Consider the following 14664-nt stretch of genomic DNA (forward strand, 5'->3'; position numbering starts at 1 on the left):
CCTACCGAATTCGGAGCTGCTCAGGTCGTGCTCATCCCACTGGGAGCCGCGCAGAATCTAGACTTATCCGTAAAATGTCGGTTTTTTTCCACAGATGTTGGGGATAACTTGGCCACTCCACGTTACACCGAGGCGTCCATTCGCGTCCTGAAGGGACTGGAGCCCGTGCGGCAGCGCCCGGGCATGTACACCCGAACCGAAAACCCCCTGCACGTCGTGCAGGAGGTCATTGATAACGCCGCAGACGAGGCATTGGCCGGCTACGGCAAGCAGATCCAGGTCACGCTGCACGTCGACGGCAGCGTTTCCGTCGAGGACGACGGGCGCGGCATTCCCGTCGGCCTGCACCCTGAAGAGAACGCTCCCGTGGTGGAGCTGGTGTTCACGCGCCTGCACGCGGGCGGCAAGTTCGACAAGGCGGGCGGCGGCGCCTACGCCTTCTCCGGCGGCCTGCACGGCGTGGGCGTGTCCGTCACCAATGCCCTGGCCACGCGCCTGGAAGTGGTGGTGTGGCGCGATGGCGCCGTCAACCGCCTGGTCTTCAAGGGCGGCGACGTGGCCGAGCCCCTGGCGCCCTACGACCAGGGCGGCCGCAAGAAGTCCGGCACCCGCGTGCGCGTGTGGCCGGATGCCAAGTATTTCGACAGCCCCAACATTCCGCTGGGCGAGCTGACGCACCTCTTGCGCAGCAAGGCCGTGCTGCTGCCGGGCGTCAAGGTATCCCTGGTCAACGAGAAGACCGGCGACACCAAGACCTGGCAGTACCAGGACGGCCTGCGCGGCTATCTGTCCGAGGCGCTGGCCGGGGCGGAGCTGATGGTGCCGTTCTTTGAAGGCGAACAGTACGCCGGGGCCGACCATGAGAACTTCGCCGAAGGCGAGGGCGCCCAGTGGGTAGTGGCCTGGACCGAGGACGGCAACGCAGTGCGCGAGTCGTACGTGAACCTGATTCCGACGCCGGCCGGCGGCACCCATGAATCGGGCTTGCGCGAAGGCCTGTTCGGGGCGGTCAAGGGTTTCGCCGAACTGCACAGCCTGCTGCCCAAGGGCGTCAAGCTGCTGCCGGAAGACGTGTTCGCCCGCGCCAGCTTCGTGCTGTCGGCCAAGGTGCTGGACCCGCAGTTCCAGGGGCAGATCAAGGAACGCCTGAACAGCCGCGACGCGGTGCGCCTGGTTGGCGGCTTTTCCAAGAGCGCGCTGGACCTGTGGCTGCACAGCAACGTCGAGTACGGCAAGAAGCTGGCCGAACTCGCCATCCGCCAGGCCCAGGCGCGCCAGCGCTCGGCGCAGAAGGTCGAAAAGCGCAAGAGCTCGGGCGTGGCCGTGCTGCCGGGCAAGCTGACCGATTGCGAGTCCAGCGACGCGACCCGCACCGAAGTCTTCCTGGTCGAGGGCGACTCCGCCGGCGGTTCGGCCAAGATGGGCCGCGACAAGGAATTCCAGGCCATCCTGCCGCTGCGCGGCAAGGTGCTCAATTCCTGGGAAGTGGACCGCGACCGGCTCTTTGCCAACAACGAAATCCATGACATTTCCGTCGCCATCGGCGTGGACCCGCACGGCCCCGGCGACACGCCGGACCTGTCGGGCCTGCGCTACGGCCGCATCTGCATCCTGTCCGATGCGGATGTCGACGGCTCGCACATCCAGGTGCTGCTGCTGACGCTGTTCTACAAGCACTTCCCCAAGCTGGTCGAGGCCGGCAACGTGTTCGTGGCCAAGCCGCCGCTGTTCCGCCTGGACGTGCCGGCGCAGGGCAAGCGTCCGGCGCGCAAGATCTACTGCCTGGACGAAGGCGAACTTGAAGCCGCGCAGGACAAGCTGCGCAAGGAAGGCGTGCGTGAAGGCGCCTGGGCCGTCAGCCGCTTCAAGGGCCTGGGCGAAATGAACCCCGAGCAGCTGTGGGAAACCACCATGAATCCGGACACGCGCCGCCTGCTGCCCGTGGGCTACGGCGACCAGACTCCCGAGGACACCACCCGCATGTTCGACATGCTGATGGGCAAGGGCGAGTCCTCGCAGCGCCGCGCCTGGATCGAAGAGAAGGGCAACCTGGCGGAGCTGGACATCTGATGGCCGGGTCCGCGCCCGGCTCGGCCCGCATGGACGTCCAGATGACGGCCGACGACTACGCCGACTTCGCCGCTTACGTGTACAAGCGGCCGGAGCTGCGCCGCCGCCGCTACCGGTCCCATCTGCGTTTCGCGGTCCTGATGATCGTGGCCCTGCTGGCCTACCTGATCTGGCAGACCTGGGACGGCAATACGCCGAACTGGGGGCGGATCCTGCCCGTGTATTTCCAGGGCTTGGCGGTGGGCCTGGGCATACTTGCGCTCCTGGCGCTGGCCTACGAGTACGTCCTGCCCTCGCTGGTCAGGATGAACACGCGCCGCATGTTGAAGCGACAGCCCGACGAATTGTTCCTGGGCCGCCATCAGCTGGATTTCGGCCCCGATGGCATCACGGATACCACTGCCACCGCCTCCGGACGCATGGACTGGTCCGATGTGCGGCGGGTCGAGGAAACTCCGCAACATCTCTATGTCATTCTCGGCACCTTGCAAGGCGTGATCATCCCCAAGCGCGGGCAGGATGCCGCCACGTTGGATGCGGTGCGGACCCAGTTGCGCGCGCATGTCGCCGATACGCAGCTGATGTCGTCCGCGCAGGCGCTTTGACGCCGTTTCGATGAAATTGTCTACCTGAATACATCATGACCGACAGCAATCAACCCGGCTTGTTCGATTCCAACCCGCCCGGCGGCGATGGCGGCGGCGATGGCGATGCCGCCATCACCCTGGCGCGCTACGCCGAGCAAGCCTATCTGGACTACGCGGTGTCCGTGGTGCGGGGCCGCGCCCTGCCGGACGTGGGCGACGGGCAGAAACCCGTGCAGCGGCGCATCCTGTTCGCCATGCAGGCGATGGGGCTGGCGGCTGGCGCCAAGCCCGTCAAATCCGCGCGCGTCGTGGGCGACGTGCTGGGCAAGTATCACCCGCATGGCGACCAGGCCGCCTATGACGCCATGGTGCGCATGGCGCAGGATTTCTCGCTGCGCTATCCGTTGATCGACGGCCAGGGCAACTTCGGTTCGCGCGACGGCGACAACGCCGCCGCCATGCGCTACACGGAAGCCCGCCTTACCCCCATCGCCAAGCTGCTGCTGGACGAGCTGGACGAAGGCACCGTGGACTTCGTGCCCAACTATGACGGCAGCCAGCAAGAGCCGCAGATGCTGCCGGCGCGCCTGCCCGTGATGCTGCTCAACGGCGCCTCGGGTATCGCGGTCGGCATGGCGACCGAGATCCCGCCGCACAACCTGCGCGAAGTGGCGCAGGCTTGCGTGGCGCTGCTGAAGCATCCGCAGATGCCGGACGCCGAGCTGCACGCCCTGATCCCGGGGCCGGACTTCGCGGGCGGCGGGCAGATCATCACGCCGGCCGAGGACATCGCCCAGATCTACGCGGGCGGCCGCGGTTCGCTCAAGGTGCGTGCGCGCTGGCAGTTCGAGGAAATGGCGCGCGGCCAATGGCAACTGGTGGTCACCGAGCTGCCGCCGGGCACCTCGGGCCAGAAGGTGCTGGAAGAGATCGAGGAAATCACCAACCCCAAGGTCAAGACCGGCAAGAAGAGCCTGACGCCCGAGCAGACGCAGGCCAAGGCCGTGATGCTGAACCTGCTGGACGCCGTGCGCGACGAGTCGGGCAAGGATGCCGCCGTGCGCCTGGTCTTCGAACCCAAGACCTCGCGCGTGGACCGCGACGAATTCGTCAACACGCTGTTGGCGCAGACCAGCATGGAAAGCAGCTCGTCCATCAACCTGGTGTGCATCGGCACCGACGGCCGGCCGCGCCAGAAGGGACTGCGCGACATCCTGGTCGAATGGCTGGCGTTCCGCACCAATACCGTGGTGCGCCGCACGCGTTTCCGCCTGGACAAGGTCATCGACCGCATCCACGTGCTGGAAGGCCGCATGGTCGTCTACCTGAACGTGGACGAAGTCATCCAGACCATCCGCGAATCCGATGAGCCGCGCGCCGCGCTGATGGAACGCTTCAAGCTGTCCGAACGCCAGGCCGAGGACATCCTGGAAATGCGCCTGCGCCAGCTGGCGCGCCTGGAAGGCTTCAAGATCGAACAGGAACTGGCCGACAAGCGCGACGAGCAGGTGCGCCTGCAGGAACTGCTGGACAACCCCGCCTCGCTCAAGCGCCTGCTGATCAAGGAAATCGAAGCCGACGCCAAGCAATACGGCGACGACCGCCGTACGCTGATCGAGACCGCCGAACGCGCCGTGCTCGAAACCAAGGTGCTGGACGAACCCGTCACCGTGATCGTGTCGCAAAAGGGCTGGCTGCGCGCCCGCCAGGGCCACGGCCATGATGCGTCGCAATTCGGCTTCAAGCAGGGCGACGATCTGTACGGCGCCTTCGAGTGCCGGACCACCGACACGCTGATCGCCGTGGGCGACAACGGCCGCGTCTATTCGGTGCCGGTCGCCGGGCTGCCTTCGGCGCGCGGCGACGGCCAGCCGGTCACCACCATGATCGACCTGGGCAGCGGCACGCGCATCGTCCACACCATCGCTGCCGCGCCCGACAGCCGCTGGCTGCTGGCCACGCGCGGCGGCTACGGCTTTGCCGCCAAGCTGTCCGACATGGTCAGCCGCCAGCGCGCCGGCAAGCAGTTCATCACCCTGGAAGAGGGCGACGAACTGCTGCGTCCGGTGCCGCTGTTCGACGGCGCCAAGCAATTGGCGCTGCTGTCGCACAAGGGCAAGTTCCTGGTGTTCGGCCTGGACGAGGTCAAGACGCTGTCCGGCGGCGGCCGCGGCACCATCCTGATGGGGCTGGACGGCAGCGACAAGCTGGACCAGACCGTGCCCATCGGCGCGGGCGGCCTGCGTGCCGCCGGCATCTACCGCAACAAGCACACCGAGGACATCCTGGCGGGCGACGCGCTGGCGCCTTACATCGGCAAGCGCGCCCGCAAGGGCCGGGCGCTGGATGTGCGGCCCAAGCAGCCGGTGCTGTCGCCGGTGCTGGGCTAGGCGTCGGGCAGGCAAGAGAATGGCGGGCTGCGGCCCGCCATTTTTTTCGTCTGTTGACTGGCTGCACGATTCCGGCATTTAATAGATAGATCATTCAGTCTATTAATAAGATGCGCAAGATCGACCCCATCAAACAGCAGGAACGGCGCAACCAGATATTGGCCGCCGCGGCGGATTGCTTTGCCGAGCACGGCTTCCACTCGACCTCGACGGCGCAGATCTGCGCCCGCGCCGGCATGAGTCCCGGCAACCTGTTCCACTACTACGGCAGCAAGGCCGAAATCATCGAAGCGATGATCGCGTCGGATACGGAGTCCGCGCGCGACCGCATGCGGCAAGCGTGCGCCGCGCCCGACGCGAGGCGGGCGCTGGCGGACTGGGTCGCGGCGCAGTTGGCGCAGCATCAAGATCCGGCCTACGTCAGGCTGGGCATGGAGATCCTGGCCGAGGCCGTGCGCAACCCGCGCGTGCACGCCCTGGTGATGGAGAACGAGGCGGCGCGCAAGGCCGGCCTGGTGGCCTTGCTGGAAACGGTTTGGGCGCAACGCATGCCGCCGCAGCCCGTAGCCGAGATGGCCGATACGCTATTGCTGCTGCTGGACGGCGTCTACAGCCGGTCGGTGGTGGACCCCGCCTTTGGCGCGGCGGCGGGCAGCCGTCTCCTGGAGCAGGCCCTGTCGCGGTGCCTGCCTGATGGCGCGCAACAAGGCTCAGCCGCAGGGAGGCGGGCATGAACGCGCCGGCAACCCACGCGCGTCTGGCGCAGGTCGATGCGCTGCGCGGTTTCGCGCTCTTCGGCATACTGGTGGTCAATATCGGCGTGTTCTCTTCGCCGTTCTATGGCGCCGGCGTGGCCGACCCGGCGTACTCGCAGCCCTTGGATCTGACCGTGCGCTGGCTGATCGCCTGGCTGTTCGAGACCAAGTTCTATCTGCTGTTCTCTTTCCTGTTCGGCTACAGCTTCACCTTGCAGATGAGCGCCGCCGAACGCGGCCAGGCGGCTTTCGCGCCGCGCTTCCTGCGCCGCTTGGCGGGCCTGGCTTTGCTGGGGCTGGCGCACGCGGTGCTGTTCTACCAGGGCGACATACTCCTGACCTACGCGCTGCTGGGCCTGGCGTTGCTGCTGTGCCGGCGGATGGAGCCGCGGCGGGCGCTGCGCATTTCGCTGTGGCTCATCGTGCTGACGGCATCGTTGTGGGCCATTCTGGGCGCGTTGAGCTACCTGGACCCGGTGGCGCCCGGGTACGAGGCGCAGTATCAAGCGGACGCCCTGGCGGCGATCGATGCATACCGGGGCACCATCGGCACGACCATTGCGCAGCATTGGAATGAGCTGACCGGGGGCGTGTGGTTCACGGTGCTGTTCGTGCAGGGGCCGTTCGCGTTCGCCATGTTCCTGGCGGGCTACGCGCTGGGCCGCCGCAACGCGCTGGCCGATCCCTGGCGTCAGCCGCGGGCGCTGTGGCTGCTGTGCGCGCTGGGACTGGCGCCAGGCCTGGCCGGTTCCGCGGCCTATGCCTTCAGCACGCTGCCGTCGGCGGGGGCAGCCTGGGAATTGCCGGGCCTGGCGGTGGACCTGCTGACCGCGCCGCTGCTCAGCATGTCGTACGCGGCAGCCTTGCTGCTGGCCATGCGCACGCAGCCGGGGGCGCGGCTGGCGGGCTGGCTCGCGCCCGCCGGGCGGATGGCATTGAGCAATTACCTGATGCAATCCGTGGTCTGCGCTTTTCTCTTCACCGCCTGGGGCCTGCGCCTGTTCGGCTCGGTGTCGCCGCTGGCGACGTTCTGCATTGCCGTGGCGATATTCGCGGCGCAGTTGCCGCTGTCCGCCTGGTGGCTGCGGCGCCACGCCTACGGCCCGGTCGAGTGGTTCCTGCGCGCGCTCACCATCGGCGCCTGGCCGGCCTGGCGGCGCGCGCGGACAGACTGATCAGACCGGCTTGGCGCGCAGCCGGCCGACGGGGGCGCCGCCGTCGCGCCGGCCCTGGCGTGCCCACATTCCCGCCAGCAGCAGCAATGCGGGCACATAGACCCAGAAGTCGGACCAGCGCTGCGGGTTGGGCGCTTTCACTTCCAGCACGTCCCAGCCTTGTTCCCAGCCGGCGCGCTGGGCGCGGCTGCCGAAGCGCACGCCGCCGATCTGCGTCTGGTCGCCCAGGCTCATCAGCGTCAGTCCGGCTTCGGCCAGGCGCTTGCGGCCCGCGTCCTGCCCGGCAGCGTCGCCGGTCAATTCGGGCAGGGCAACGGCCACGGTCTTGGTCAGTTCATCGCCTTCCAGGTTGATGCCGCGCAGCACCACCGTCAGCCGTCCGTTGTCGGGCAGCGCGCCCGCGATGGCTTGCATTTCGGACGCCGGACGGCTTTCATGGCGCGGCGCGAAATGGTCCATGAACCAGTCCGGACGGAACAGCATGAACGTGATCAGCAGCAGTACCCCGACCTCGGCCAGCGTGCAGCGCACGCGGAACCAGCGCATGGTGGCGGCGGCGAAGGTCAGCGAGGCGATCGTGGCGCCCGTCACGACCAGCGCCAGTTCCCAACCGTAGGTGACGTCGATCAGCAGCAACATGGGGTTGAACACGAACATGAACGGCAGGATGGCCGTGCGCGCCGCGTAGGTCACGCCCTGGATGCCGGTCTTGATCGGGTCCTCGCCCGAGATGGCGGCGGCCGCGAAGGTCGCCAGGCCGACGGGCGGCGTGATGTCGGCCATGATGCCGTAATAGAAGACGAACATGTGCACCGCGATCAGCGGAATCACCAGGCCGCTCTGCGCGCCCAGCTCCACCACCACGGGCGCCATCAGCGTCGCCATCAGGATGTAGTTGGCCGTGGTCGGCATGCCCAGGCCCAGGATCAGGCACACCACCGCCGTGAAGATCAGCATCAGCAGCACGTTGCCCATCGACACCAGCTCGACGAAGGCCGTCATGCGCAGGCCCAGGCCGGTCAGTGTGATGGCGCCGACGATCAGTCCGGCGGTGCCGCAGGCGATGGCGATGCCTATCATGTTGCGGGCGCCGTCCTCAAGGCCGCCGATGGCGTCGCGCCAGCCATGGCGCCAGGCCGCGGACACCGGCTGCTTGCGGAACCAGGCGATCAGCGGACGCTGCGTCACCATCTGGAACAGCATCGCCATCGCCGCCCAGAACGCCGACAGTCCGGCCGACAGCTCTTCCACGCTCAGGCACCAGACCAGGATGCCGATGGGAATCAGGAAGTAGAGTCCGGCGCGCACCGTGGGCCAGGGCTGCGGGCGCACGGGGTGGTTGATGTCGATGTCCTGCGGCAGATCGGGGTGGCGCGCCGCCACGCGCAGCAGCCACAGATAGAGCACGGCCAGGATGGCCAGCAGCACCCAGATGGCCGCGGCGCCCGCCACGGCCTGCACGCCCGTGCCTATCCAGTAGACCGCGCCCATCACCAGCAAGGTGCCGCTGATGCCCATGCCCCATCCGGCCAGCTTCTGCAGCGGCGTGCGGGCCGGGCCCGAGGCCATCATGGGCTGGATGCCCAGTTTCAGGGCTTCCAGGTGGACGATGTAGAACAGCGCGATGTAGGAGATCGCGGCCGGCAGGATCGCGTGGCGGATGATGTCGGTATAGGGGATGCCTACGTACTCGATCATCAGGAAGGCGGCCGCGCCCATCACGGGCGGCATGATCTGGCCGTTGACGGACGAGGCGGTCTCGATGGCCCCGGCGCGCACGCCGCCGTATCCGGCCTTCTTCATGAGCGGAATCGTGAAGATGCCGCCGGTCACCACATTGGCCACCGACGACGCCGACACCAGGCCGTTGACGGCGGAGGACACCACCGCCACCTTGGCCGGTCCGCCGCGCAGGTGCCCCAGCAGCGCGAACGACACCTGCATCATGTAGTTGCCGGCGCCGCACTTGTCCAGCATCGAGCCCAGCAGCACGAAGATGAAGATGTACGACACCGATACGCCCAGCGCCACGCCATAGACGCCTTCCGTCGTCAGCCACATGTGCGACATCAGGCGCTCCAGTGACGCGCCGCGGTGCGCCAGCACGTCGGGCAGCCAGGGCCCGGCCAAGGCATAGGCCACGAACACCAGGCCCAGCACCGTCATGGGCAGGCCGAGCGCGCGGCGCGTCACCTCCAGCAGCAGGGCCAGGCCGATCGCGGCCGTGGCCACGTCCATGGTCGTGGGCTGGCCGGGGCGGCCCGCCAGCTCGTTGTAGAACAGGTACAGATAGCTGCCGCAGAAGCCCGCCATCAGCGCCAGCGCCCAGTCGTACCAGGGCATGCGGTCGCGCGCCGAGCGCTTGCTGGCCGGGTAGGCCAGATAGCCCAGGAACATGGCGATGCCCAGGTGCAGGGCACGCGCCTCGGTGTCGTTGAAGATGCCCCAATTCAGGGAGAACGGCAACGGCGACGCGTACCAGAGCTGGAAGAGGGACCAGATCAGCGCGCCCGCCGCCAACGTGGCGCCCGCCAGGCCGCGCACATTGCGGCCTCCGCGGTCGGCGTCGGCGACCAGCTGTTCCAGGTCCGGGGCCGGCGTATGCGGCTCTTTATTCATGAAATTCCCCTACGTGTCATGGCGCGCGCCGGCGGCGCGGCGCGCGTTGAGTCCCCGCGCTTGCTGTGCGTCAGGGACGGCAGCCTGCGTGGCCGGGCTGGACCGGGCTCCGCTGGCGTGCCGTTTCAGCGGCCCTTGGGCCCGGGCCTCAGAGCAGGCCCTTTTCCTTGAAGTACTTCTCGGCGCCCGGATGCAGCGGCGCCGACAGCCCGTTCTTCACCATGTCCGCCGCCTTCAGGTTGGCGAACGCGGGATGCAGCTTCTTGAAGTCGTCGAAGTTGTCGAACACCGCCTTGACCACGGTGTAGACAGTGGCTTCGGGCACGTCGGCCGAGGTGACGAAGGTGGCCGTCACGCCGTAGGTCTTGGTTTCCGTCGGGTTGTTCGGATACAGCCCGGCCGGAATCGAGGCGTGGGCGTAGTACGGGTACTTCTCGACCAGCTTGTCCACGGCCGGGCCGGTCAGCGACACGAGCTTGGCGCCGCAGCTGGTGGTGGGGTCCTGGATGTTGGCCGAGGGGTGGCCCACGCCATAGAAGAAGCCGTCGATCTTGCCGTCGCACAGCGCCGAGCCGTGCTCGTCGGGACGCAGTTCGGACGCCAGCGAGAAGTCCTTCAGGGTCCAGCCCATGGTGCTCAGCAACTCCTCCATCGAGGCGCGCGTGCCCGAGCCAGGGTTGCCGACGTTGAAGCGCTTGCCCTTGAGGTCTTCGAAGCTCTTGACGTTCGCTTCCTTGCGCGTCACGACGGTGAAGGGCTCGGGGTGGATGGAGAACACCGAGCGCAGCTTGGTGTACGGCCCGGCCTGCTTGAACTGGCCTTCGCCCTTGTAGGCGTTGAAGCCCACGTCGGATTGCACCACGCCCAGGTCCAGTTCGCCGGCCTTGATGGTGTTGGCGTTGAAGACCGAGCCGCCGGTCGATTCGACCGAGCAGCGGATGCCGTGGCTGGAGCGGTCTTTATTGACCAGGCGGCAGATGGCGCCGCCGGCGGCATAGTAGACGCCGGTGACGCCGCCCGTGCCGATGCTGACGAACTTCTGTTGAGCGGCGGCGGGCGCCGGCGCCGTGGACAGCAAGGCCGTGGCGAGGCCCGCGGCTGCGAGCGTCCAGGCGTTGCGATGGCCCAAGGGGTGTTTGACGGACGTGGTCATGCAAACTCCTTTTGGGGTTTTTCCCCGTGATATTGCCGGTCTTGGCCGGCGGTTGGTGCGCCCCGCGAGCCGCGGAGCACCCTGTGCGTATCATCACGAGCCCGCGCCAGGCGGGCGGCGCGGCGCAATCCCTTGCGCCGCGCTTGCAGCAGGCGGCTAGGCGCGCGCCTGCGCGATAGCGGCGTCGATGGCGCCGCTCAGACGTTCGGTCAACTGGTCCAGCTCATCGTCGGAGATGATGAAGGGCGGGGCGAGCAACACGTGGTCGCCGTGGCGGCCGTCGATGGTGCCGCCCATCGGGTAGACCATCAGGCCGCGCGCCATGGCCTCGCGCTTGATGCGGGCGTGCAGCGACAGCGCGGGGTCGAAGGTCTGCTTGCTGGCGCGGTCCTGCACCAGCTCGATGCCCATGAAGAGGCCGCGGCCGCGGATGTCGCCGACGTGCGGATGCGCGCCCAGCGCGCTGTCCAGCCGCTGGCGCAAGCCTGCGCCCTGCGCTTGCACGCGCGCCAGCAGGCCGTCGCGCCGGATCACTTCCTGCACGGCGAGCGACGCGGCGCAGGCGATCGCATGGCCCAGGTAGGTATGGCCATGCTGGAAGAAGCCGCTGCCTTGCTGCATGGCCTCCACGATGCGCTGCTGCACCATCACCGCGCCGATCGGCTGATAGCCGCCGCCCAGGCCCTTGGCGATGGTGATCAGGTCAGGCGTGACGCCTTCCTGTTCCACCGCGTACAGCGTGCCGGTGCGGCCCATGCCGCACATGACCTCGTCGGCGATCAGCAGCACGCCGTGACGGTCGCAGACTTCGCGGATACGGCGGAAATAGCCCGGCACCGCCGTGACGGCGCCGGCGGTGGCGCCGACCACGGGCTCGGCCACGAAAGCCATCACCGTGCCCGGACCCAGGCGCTCAAAGGTCTGTTCCAGTTCCTGCGCCAGGCGCTCGCCGTATTGCTCGGGGCTTTCGTCCTCGCGCTGGTCGCGGTAGGCGTAGCAGGGTGACACGTGCTCGACCTCGATCAACAGCGGTGCGAACTGCGCGCGGCGCCAGGCATTGCCGCCCACCGCCAGCGCGCCCAGCGTGTTGCCGTGATAGCTCTGGCGCCGCGCGACGATGTGGCGGCGTTCCGGCTGGCCGATTTCCACGAAATACTGCCGCGCCATTTTCAGCGCGGCTTCGACGGCTTCCGAGCCGCCCGAGACGAAGTAGGCGTGGGAAATGCCCGGCGGCGCATCGGCTACCAGGCGCTCGGCCAGTTGTTCCGCGACCTCGGTCGTGAAAAAGCTGGTGTGGGCATAGGCCAGCGCATCGATCTGCGCGTGCATGGCGGCCTGGATGTCGGGATGGTTGTGTCCCAGGCAGGAGACCGCCGCGCCGCCCGAACCGTCGAGGTAGGAGCGGCCGGAGCTGTCATAGACCCACACGCCCTGGCCGCGGACTGCGACGGGAGGCGTCTGGCGCAATGAACGATGCATGACATGGGTGTGGCTCATGGGGCGATTCCGCAATGCAGGAGGTTGAAGGCGAATCCGGACGGGATGTCAGGCGGGGCGGCGCGGCGGCGCGCTGCTCCAGTAAACGTTGTCGTTGAGCAGGCGCTGCTCCACTTCGGTCAGGCGGTTCAGCACTTCCTCGCCGCCGCGCGCGGTCAGGCGGGCGATCAGGTGCTCGGCCAGGCCGAGCAGGCCGGCGGTGGTGTGGAAGAACGACCCGGGGCCCTGGCGCGCCGGGCGCGCCCGCACGCCTTCGCGATCCGGGGGCGCGAAGCGCAAGGTGTGGCGGGCGTCGACCGCCAGCGGCGACAAGGGGTCATCGGTCAGCGCGATCAGCGCCACGCCGCGCTGCACGGCCTGGCGGGCCAGCTGCACGGTGGCGGTGGGATAGGGCGCCTGCGAGATCACGATGAGCGCATCGCCGGTTCCCAGGTTGTCGGCCTGTTCGGCGGGGGCGCCGCCCAGACCGTCGATGAGCACGCTGTTGCGCCGCACCAGCTGGTACGCATAGCGCATCTGGAATGCGATGCCGAAAGCCGAGCGGGTACCCAGGAAGCCGACCTGCCTGGCTTCCAGCAGGGTCTGCACCGCAGCGTCGAAGGCGGAGGGCGGGTTCAGCGCGCAGACTGAGCTCATGGCCTGGACCTGATAGTCGGTGAGCACGTCGTGCCCGGCCGCCGCGGGTTCGCCCGCCGCCGCCTGCAGCGCGGCGGCGCGGTCACGCAGTCCTGGCGTGGCTTGTCCGGCCAGGGCCTGCTGGAAGGGCTGGCGGAAATCCTCATAGCTGGAAAAGCCGACGGCCCGCGCCAGCCGCAGCATGGTTGCCGGCGCCACGCCCAGGGTCTGGGCCTGGCGCCGCATGGACCACAGGCCGACCTCGGCGGGGTGTGCCACGACCCAGTGCGCCGCCCGCTGCAGTTCCGGAGGCAGTTGTTCCAGTTTTTCCTGGAGGGTCAGGAGGAGGTCGGACGGCAAGGACATGTACGGCGGCTGGGGTGCGTAAAAAACAGATGATAAATCCGTGTTCGATAAAAAAACATATGTTTTTATAAGGATTTCCACCTAGAACGCTTGTCGGCGAAGGCAAGGCTATTCTCAGGTAAGTCCTTGAAATTCGCTGCCAATTCCAGCAAATAGGCGCTTATTTACTTACATCATGCAACGGGATTTTTGTTTGACGGGAATGAATCGTGCGCATATCATTTGTGTAGAAATGAATTTGACCGAACACGCTTTTTCCCATGACTGACGCCGCGAAATCCGATCCCTCACAGCAATACGATTTGCGCATCTTGCGGGCGCTGCGCCGCATCACGCGTTCCATCGCCTTGCATTCGCGCCAGCTATCCGCGGTCAGCCACATTACGGCGCCGCAGCTGATGTGCCTGCGCACCGTGATCGCCAACGGCCCGATGACGGCCACCGCGATCAGCCGCGAAATGCACGTCAGTCCCAGCACCGTGGTCGGGATCCTGGATCGCCTGGAAGACAAGGGCTTGATCCGCCGCGAACGCGGCCGCGAAGACCGCCGCATCGTATTCGTCACGGCCACCGACGCGGGCCGCGAGTTGGCGCAAGGCGCGCCGTCGCCGCTGCAAAAGCATCTGGCCGACGCGCTCAATGCCTTGCCCGAACTGGAACAGGCCACCATCACGCTGTCCCTGGAGCGCATCGTGGCGCTCATGGAACAGGACGGCCAGGCCGCCGCCGACACGCATGGCGACGTGTCGTCGCCCATCCTTGAAGTGCCCACGGGCGGGGCACCCCCTGAATCGGGAATCGTTGCATGAAGAAAACCGAACTGGATACCCCAACCCTCTCAAGTGCCGTGGCGCCGGCGGTCAGCGCGCAGACCCATACCATGCGTCTGCCCGACCGCAAAGACGGCGCCGCCATCCACCGCCTCATTTCCGAGTGCCCGCCGCTCGACCTGAATTCCCTCTACGCGTACCTGCTCCTCGCTGAGCATTTTCGCGACACCTGCGTCCTGGCCGAAAGCGCCGGCGGACGCATCGACGGTTTTATCTCCGCATATGTGATCCCGGACCGGCCCGACACCTTGTTTGTCTGGCAGGTCGCGGTGCACACCCGCGCACGCGGCCATCGACTGGGCCGCGCCATGCTTCGCGAGCTCTTGCGCCGCAAGGGTCTCGAGCATGTCCGCTATCTCGAAACCACGGTGGGGCCTGACAACCAGGCATCGCGCCGCAGCTTTGCCGGCCTGGCCGGCGAACTTGGCGCCCACGTCTCCGAGCAGCCGTTCTTCGACCGGCAACTGTTCGGCGGCGCGGACCACGACGACGAGATGTTGTTGAGGATAGGTCCGTTCGCCTTGCCGGCCCCCTAGGGGCGGCGCAAGCCCAGCGGTCTTATCGAATACCGGGATGGTTGGCAGATCCGGATGCGCAAGCGCACCCG

11 protein-coding genes are annotated in these 14664 nt (G+C 67.4%); 7 read left to right on the forward strand and 4 right to left on the reverse strand.

The features are described from left to right. The first annotated feature begins 108 nt into the window (after positions 1-108). The 5 genes from ACZ5YA_RS33550 (at position 109) to ACZ5YA_RS33570 (ending at position 6977) form a co-directional block, all read left to right on the forward strand. On the forward strand, positions 109-2070 hold the full coding sequence (locus tag ACZ5YA_RS33550; protein WP_054458719.1) for a DNA topoisomerase IV subunit B: 1962 nt from the start codon (positions 109-111) through the stop codon (positions 2068-2070). Beyond that, positions 2070-2675 carry a YcxB family protein gene (locus tag ACZ5YA_RS33555; RefSeq protein ID WP_054458717.1) on the forward strand — a complete coding sequence of 202 codons (606 nt, stop codon included), beginning with the start codon at positions 2070-2072 and terminating at the stop codon, positions 2673-2675. The genes ACZ5YA_RS33550 and ACZ5YA_RS33555 overlap by 1 nt, the downstream gene beginning before the upstream one ends. A 35-nt stretch (positions 2676-2710) precedes the next feature. Next, positions 2711-5047: a DNA topoisomerase IV subunit A gene (gene parC, locus ACZ5YA_RS33560; protein WP_464091836.1), complete on the forward strand. Its 2337-nt coding sequence runs from the start codon at positions 2711-2713 to the stop codon at positions 5045-5047. Between the two features lie 110 nt (positions 5048-5157). Next, positions 5158-5781 carry a TetR/AcrR family transcriptional regulator gene (locus ACZ5YA_RS33565; RefSeq protein WP_280016177.1) on the forward strand — a complete coding sequence of 208 codons (624 nt, stop codon included), beginning with the start codon at positions 5158-5160 and terminating at the stop codon, positions 5779-5781. Further along, positions 5778-6977 carry a DUF418 domain-containing protein gene (locus tag ACZ5YA_RS33570; protein ID WP_118933601.1) on the forward strand — a complete coding sequence of 400 codons (1200 nt, stop codon included), beginning with the start codon at positions 5778-5780 and terminating at the stop codon, positions 6975-6977. The genes ACZ5YA_RS33565 and ACZ5YA_RS33570 overlap by 4 nt, the downstream gene beginning before the upstream one ends. On the opposite strand, the gene ACZ5YA_RS33575 is transcribed toward ACZ5YA_RS33570, so the two are convergent. The 4 genes from ACZ5YA_RS33575 to ACZ5YA_RS33590 form a co-directional block, all read right to left on the reverse strand. Further along, positions 6978-9596 carry a TRAP transporter permease gene (locus ACZ5YA_RS33575; protein ID WP_059378913.1) on the reverse strand — a complete coding sequence of 873 codons (2619 nt, stop codon included), beginning with the start codon at positions 9594-9596 and terminating at the stop codon, positions 6978-6980. Between the two features lie 148 nt (positions 9597-9744). Beyond that, the gene (locus ACZ5YA_RS33580) at positions 9745-10749 is read right to left on the reverse strand and encodes a TAXI family TRAP transporter solute-binding subunit (protein WP_059378914.1); all 1005 of its coding nucleotides are present in this window, start codon (positions 10747-10749) and stop codon (positions 9745-9747) included. Between the two features lie 156 nt (positions 10750-10905). Then, positions 10906-12246 carry an aspartate aminotransferase family protein gene (locus tag ACZ5YA_RS33585; protein WP_118933600.1) on the reverse strand — a complete coding sequence of 447 codons (1341 nt, stop codon included), beginning with the start codon at positions 12244-12246 and terminating at the stop codon, positions 10906-10908. 48 nt (positions 12247-12294) lie between these two features. Then, positions 12295-13227 carry a MurR/RpiR family transcriptional regulator gene (locus ACZ5YA_RS33590; RefSeq protein ID WP_059378917.1) on the reverse strand — a complete coding sequence of 311 codons (933 nt, stop codon included), beginning with the start codon at positions 13225-13227 and terminating at the stop codon, positions 12295-12297. A 260-nt stretch (positions 13228-13487) separates the two neighbouring features. On the opposite strand from ACZ5YA_RS33590, the gene ACZ5YA_RS33595 reads away from it, so the two are divergent. Both ACZ5YA_RS33595 and ectA read left to right on the forward strand, forming a co-directional pair. Next, positions 13488-14036 (forward strand): MarR family winged helix-turn-helix transcriptional regulator, encoded by a 549-nt coding sequence (locus ACZ5YA_RS33595; protein WP_059378921.1) that lies wholly within the window; start codon positions 13488-13490, stop codon positions 14034-14036. After that, the gene (ectA, locus tag ACZ5YA_RS33600) at positions 14033-14593 is read left to right on the forward strand and encodes a diaminobutyrate acetyltransferase (RefSeq protein ID WP_059378922.1); all 561 of its coding nucleotides are present in this window, start codon (positions 14033-14035) and stop codon (positions 14591-14593) included. The genes ACZ5YA_RS33595 and ectA overlap by 4 nt, the downstream gene beginning before the upstream one ends. Positions 14594-14664 lie beyond the last annotated feature (71 nt).

This window comes from Achromobacter sp. JCM 18799 (genome assembly GCF_055395645.1).

Excerpts from the sequence above, each read along its gene's own strand:
- ACZ5YA_RS33555 (WP_054458717.1), top strand. The coding sequence starts at position 2,070 with ATGGCCGGGTCCGCGCCCGGCTCGGCCCGCATGGACGTCCAGATGACG.
- parC (WP_464091836.1), top strand. The coding sequence starts at position 2,711 with ATGACCGACAGCAATCAACCCGGCTTGTTCGATTCCAACCCGCCCGGC.
- ACZ5YA_RS33565 (WP_280016177.1), top strand. The coding sequence starts at position 5,158 with ATGCGCAAGATCGACCCCATCAAACAGCAGGAACGGCGCAACCAGATA.
- ACZ5YA_RS33570 (WP_118933601.1), top strand. The coding sequence starts at position 5,778 with ATGAACGCGCCGGCAACCCACGCGCGTCTGGCGCAGGTCGATGCGCTG.
- ACZ5YA_RS33575 (WP_059378913.1), bottom strand. The coding sequence starts at position 9,596 with ATGAATAAAGAGCCGCATACGCCGGCCCCGGACCTGGAACAGCTGGTC.
- ACZ5YA_RS33580 (WP_059378914.1), bottom strand. The coding sequence starts at position 10,749 with ATGACCACGTCCGTCAAACACCCCTTGGGCCATCGCAACGCCTGGACG.
- ACZ5YA_RS33585 (WP_118933600.1), bottom strand. The coding sequence starts at position 12,246 with ATGAGCCACACCCATGTCATGCATCGTTCATTGCGCCAGACGCCTCCC.
- ACZ5YA_RS33590 (WP_059378917.1), bottom strand. The coding sequence starts at position 13,227 with ATGTCCTTGCCGTCCGACCTCCTCCTGACCCTCCAGGAAAAACTGGAA.
- ACZ5YA_RS33595 (WP_059378921.1), top strand. The coding sequence starts at position 13,488 with ATGACTGACGCCGCGAAATCCGATCCCTCACAGCAATACGATTTGCGC.
- ectA (WP_059378922.1), top strand. The coding sequence starts at position 14,033 with ATGAAGAAAACCGAACTGGATACCCCAACCCTCTCAAGTGCCGTGGCG.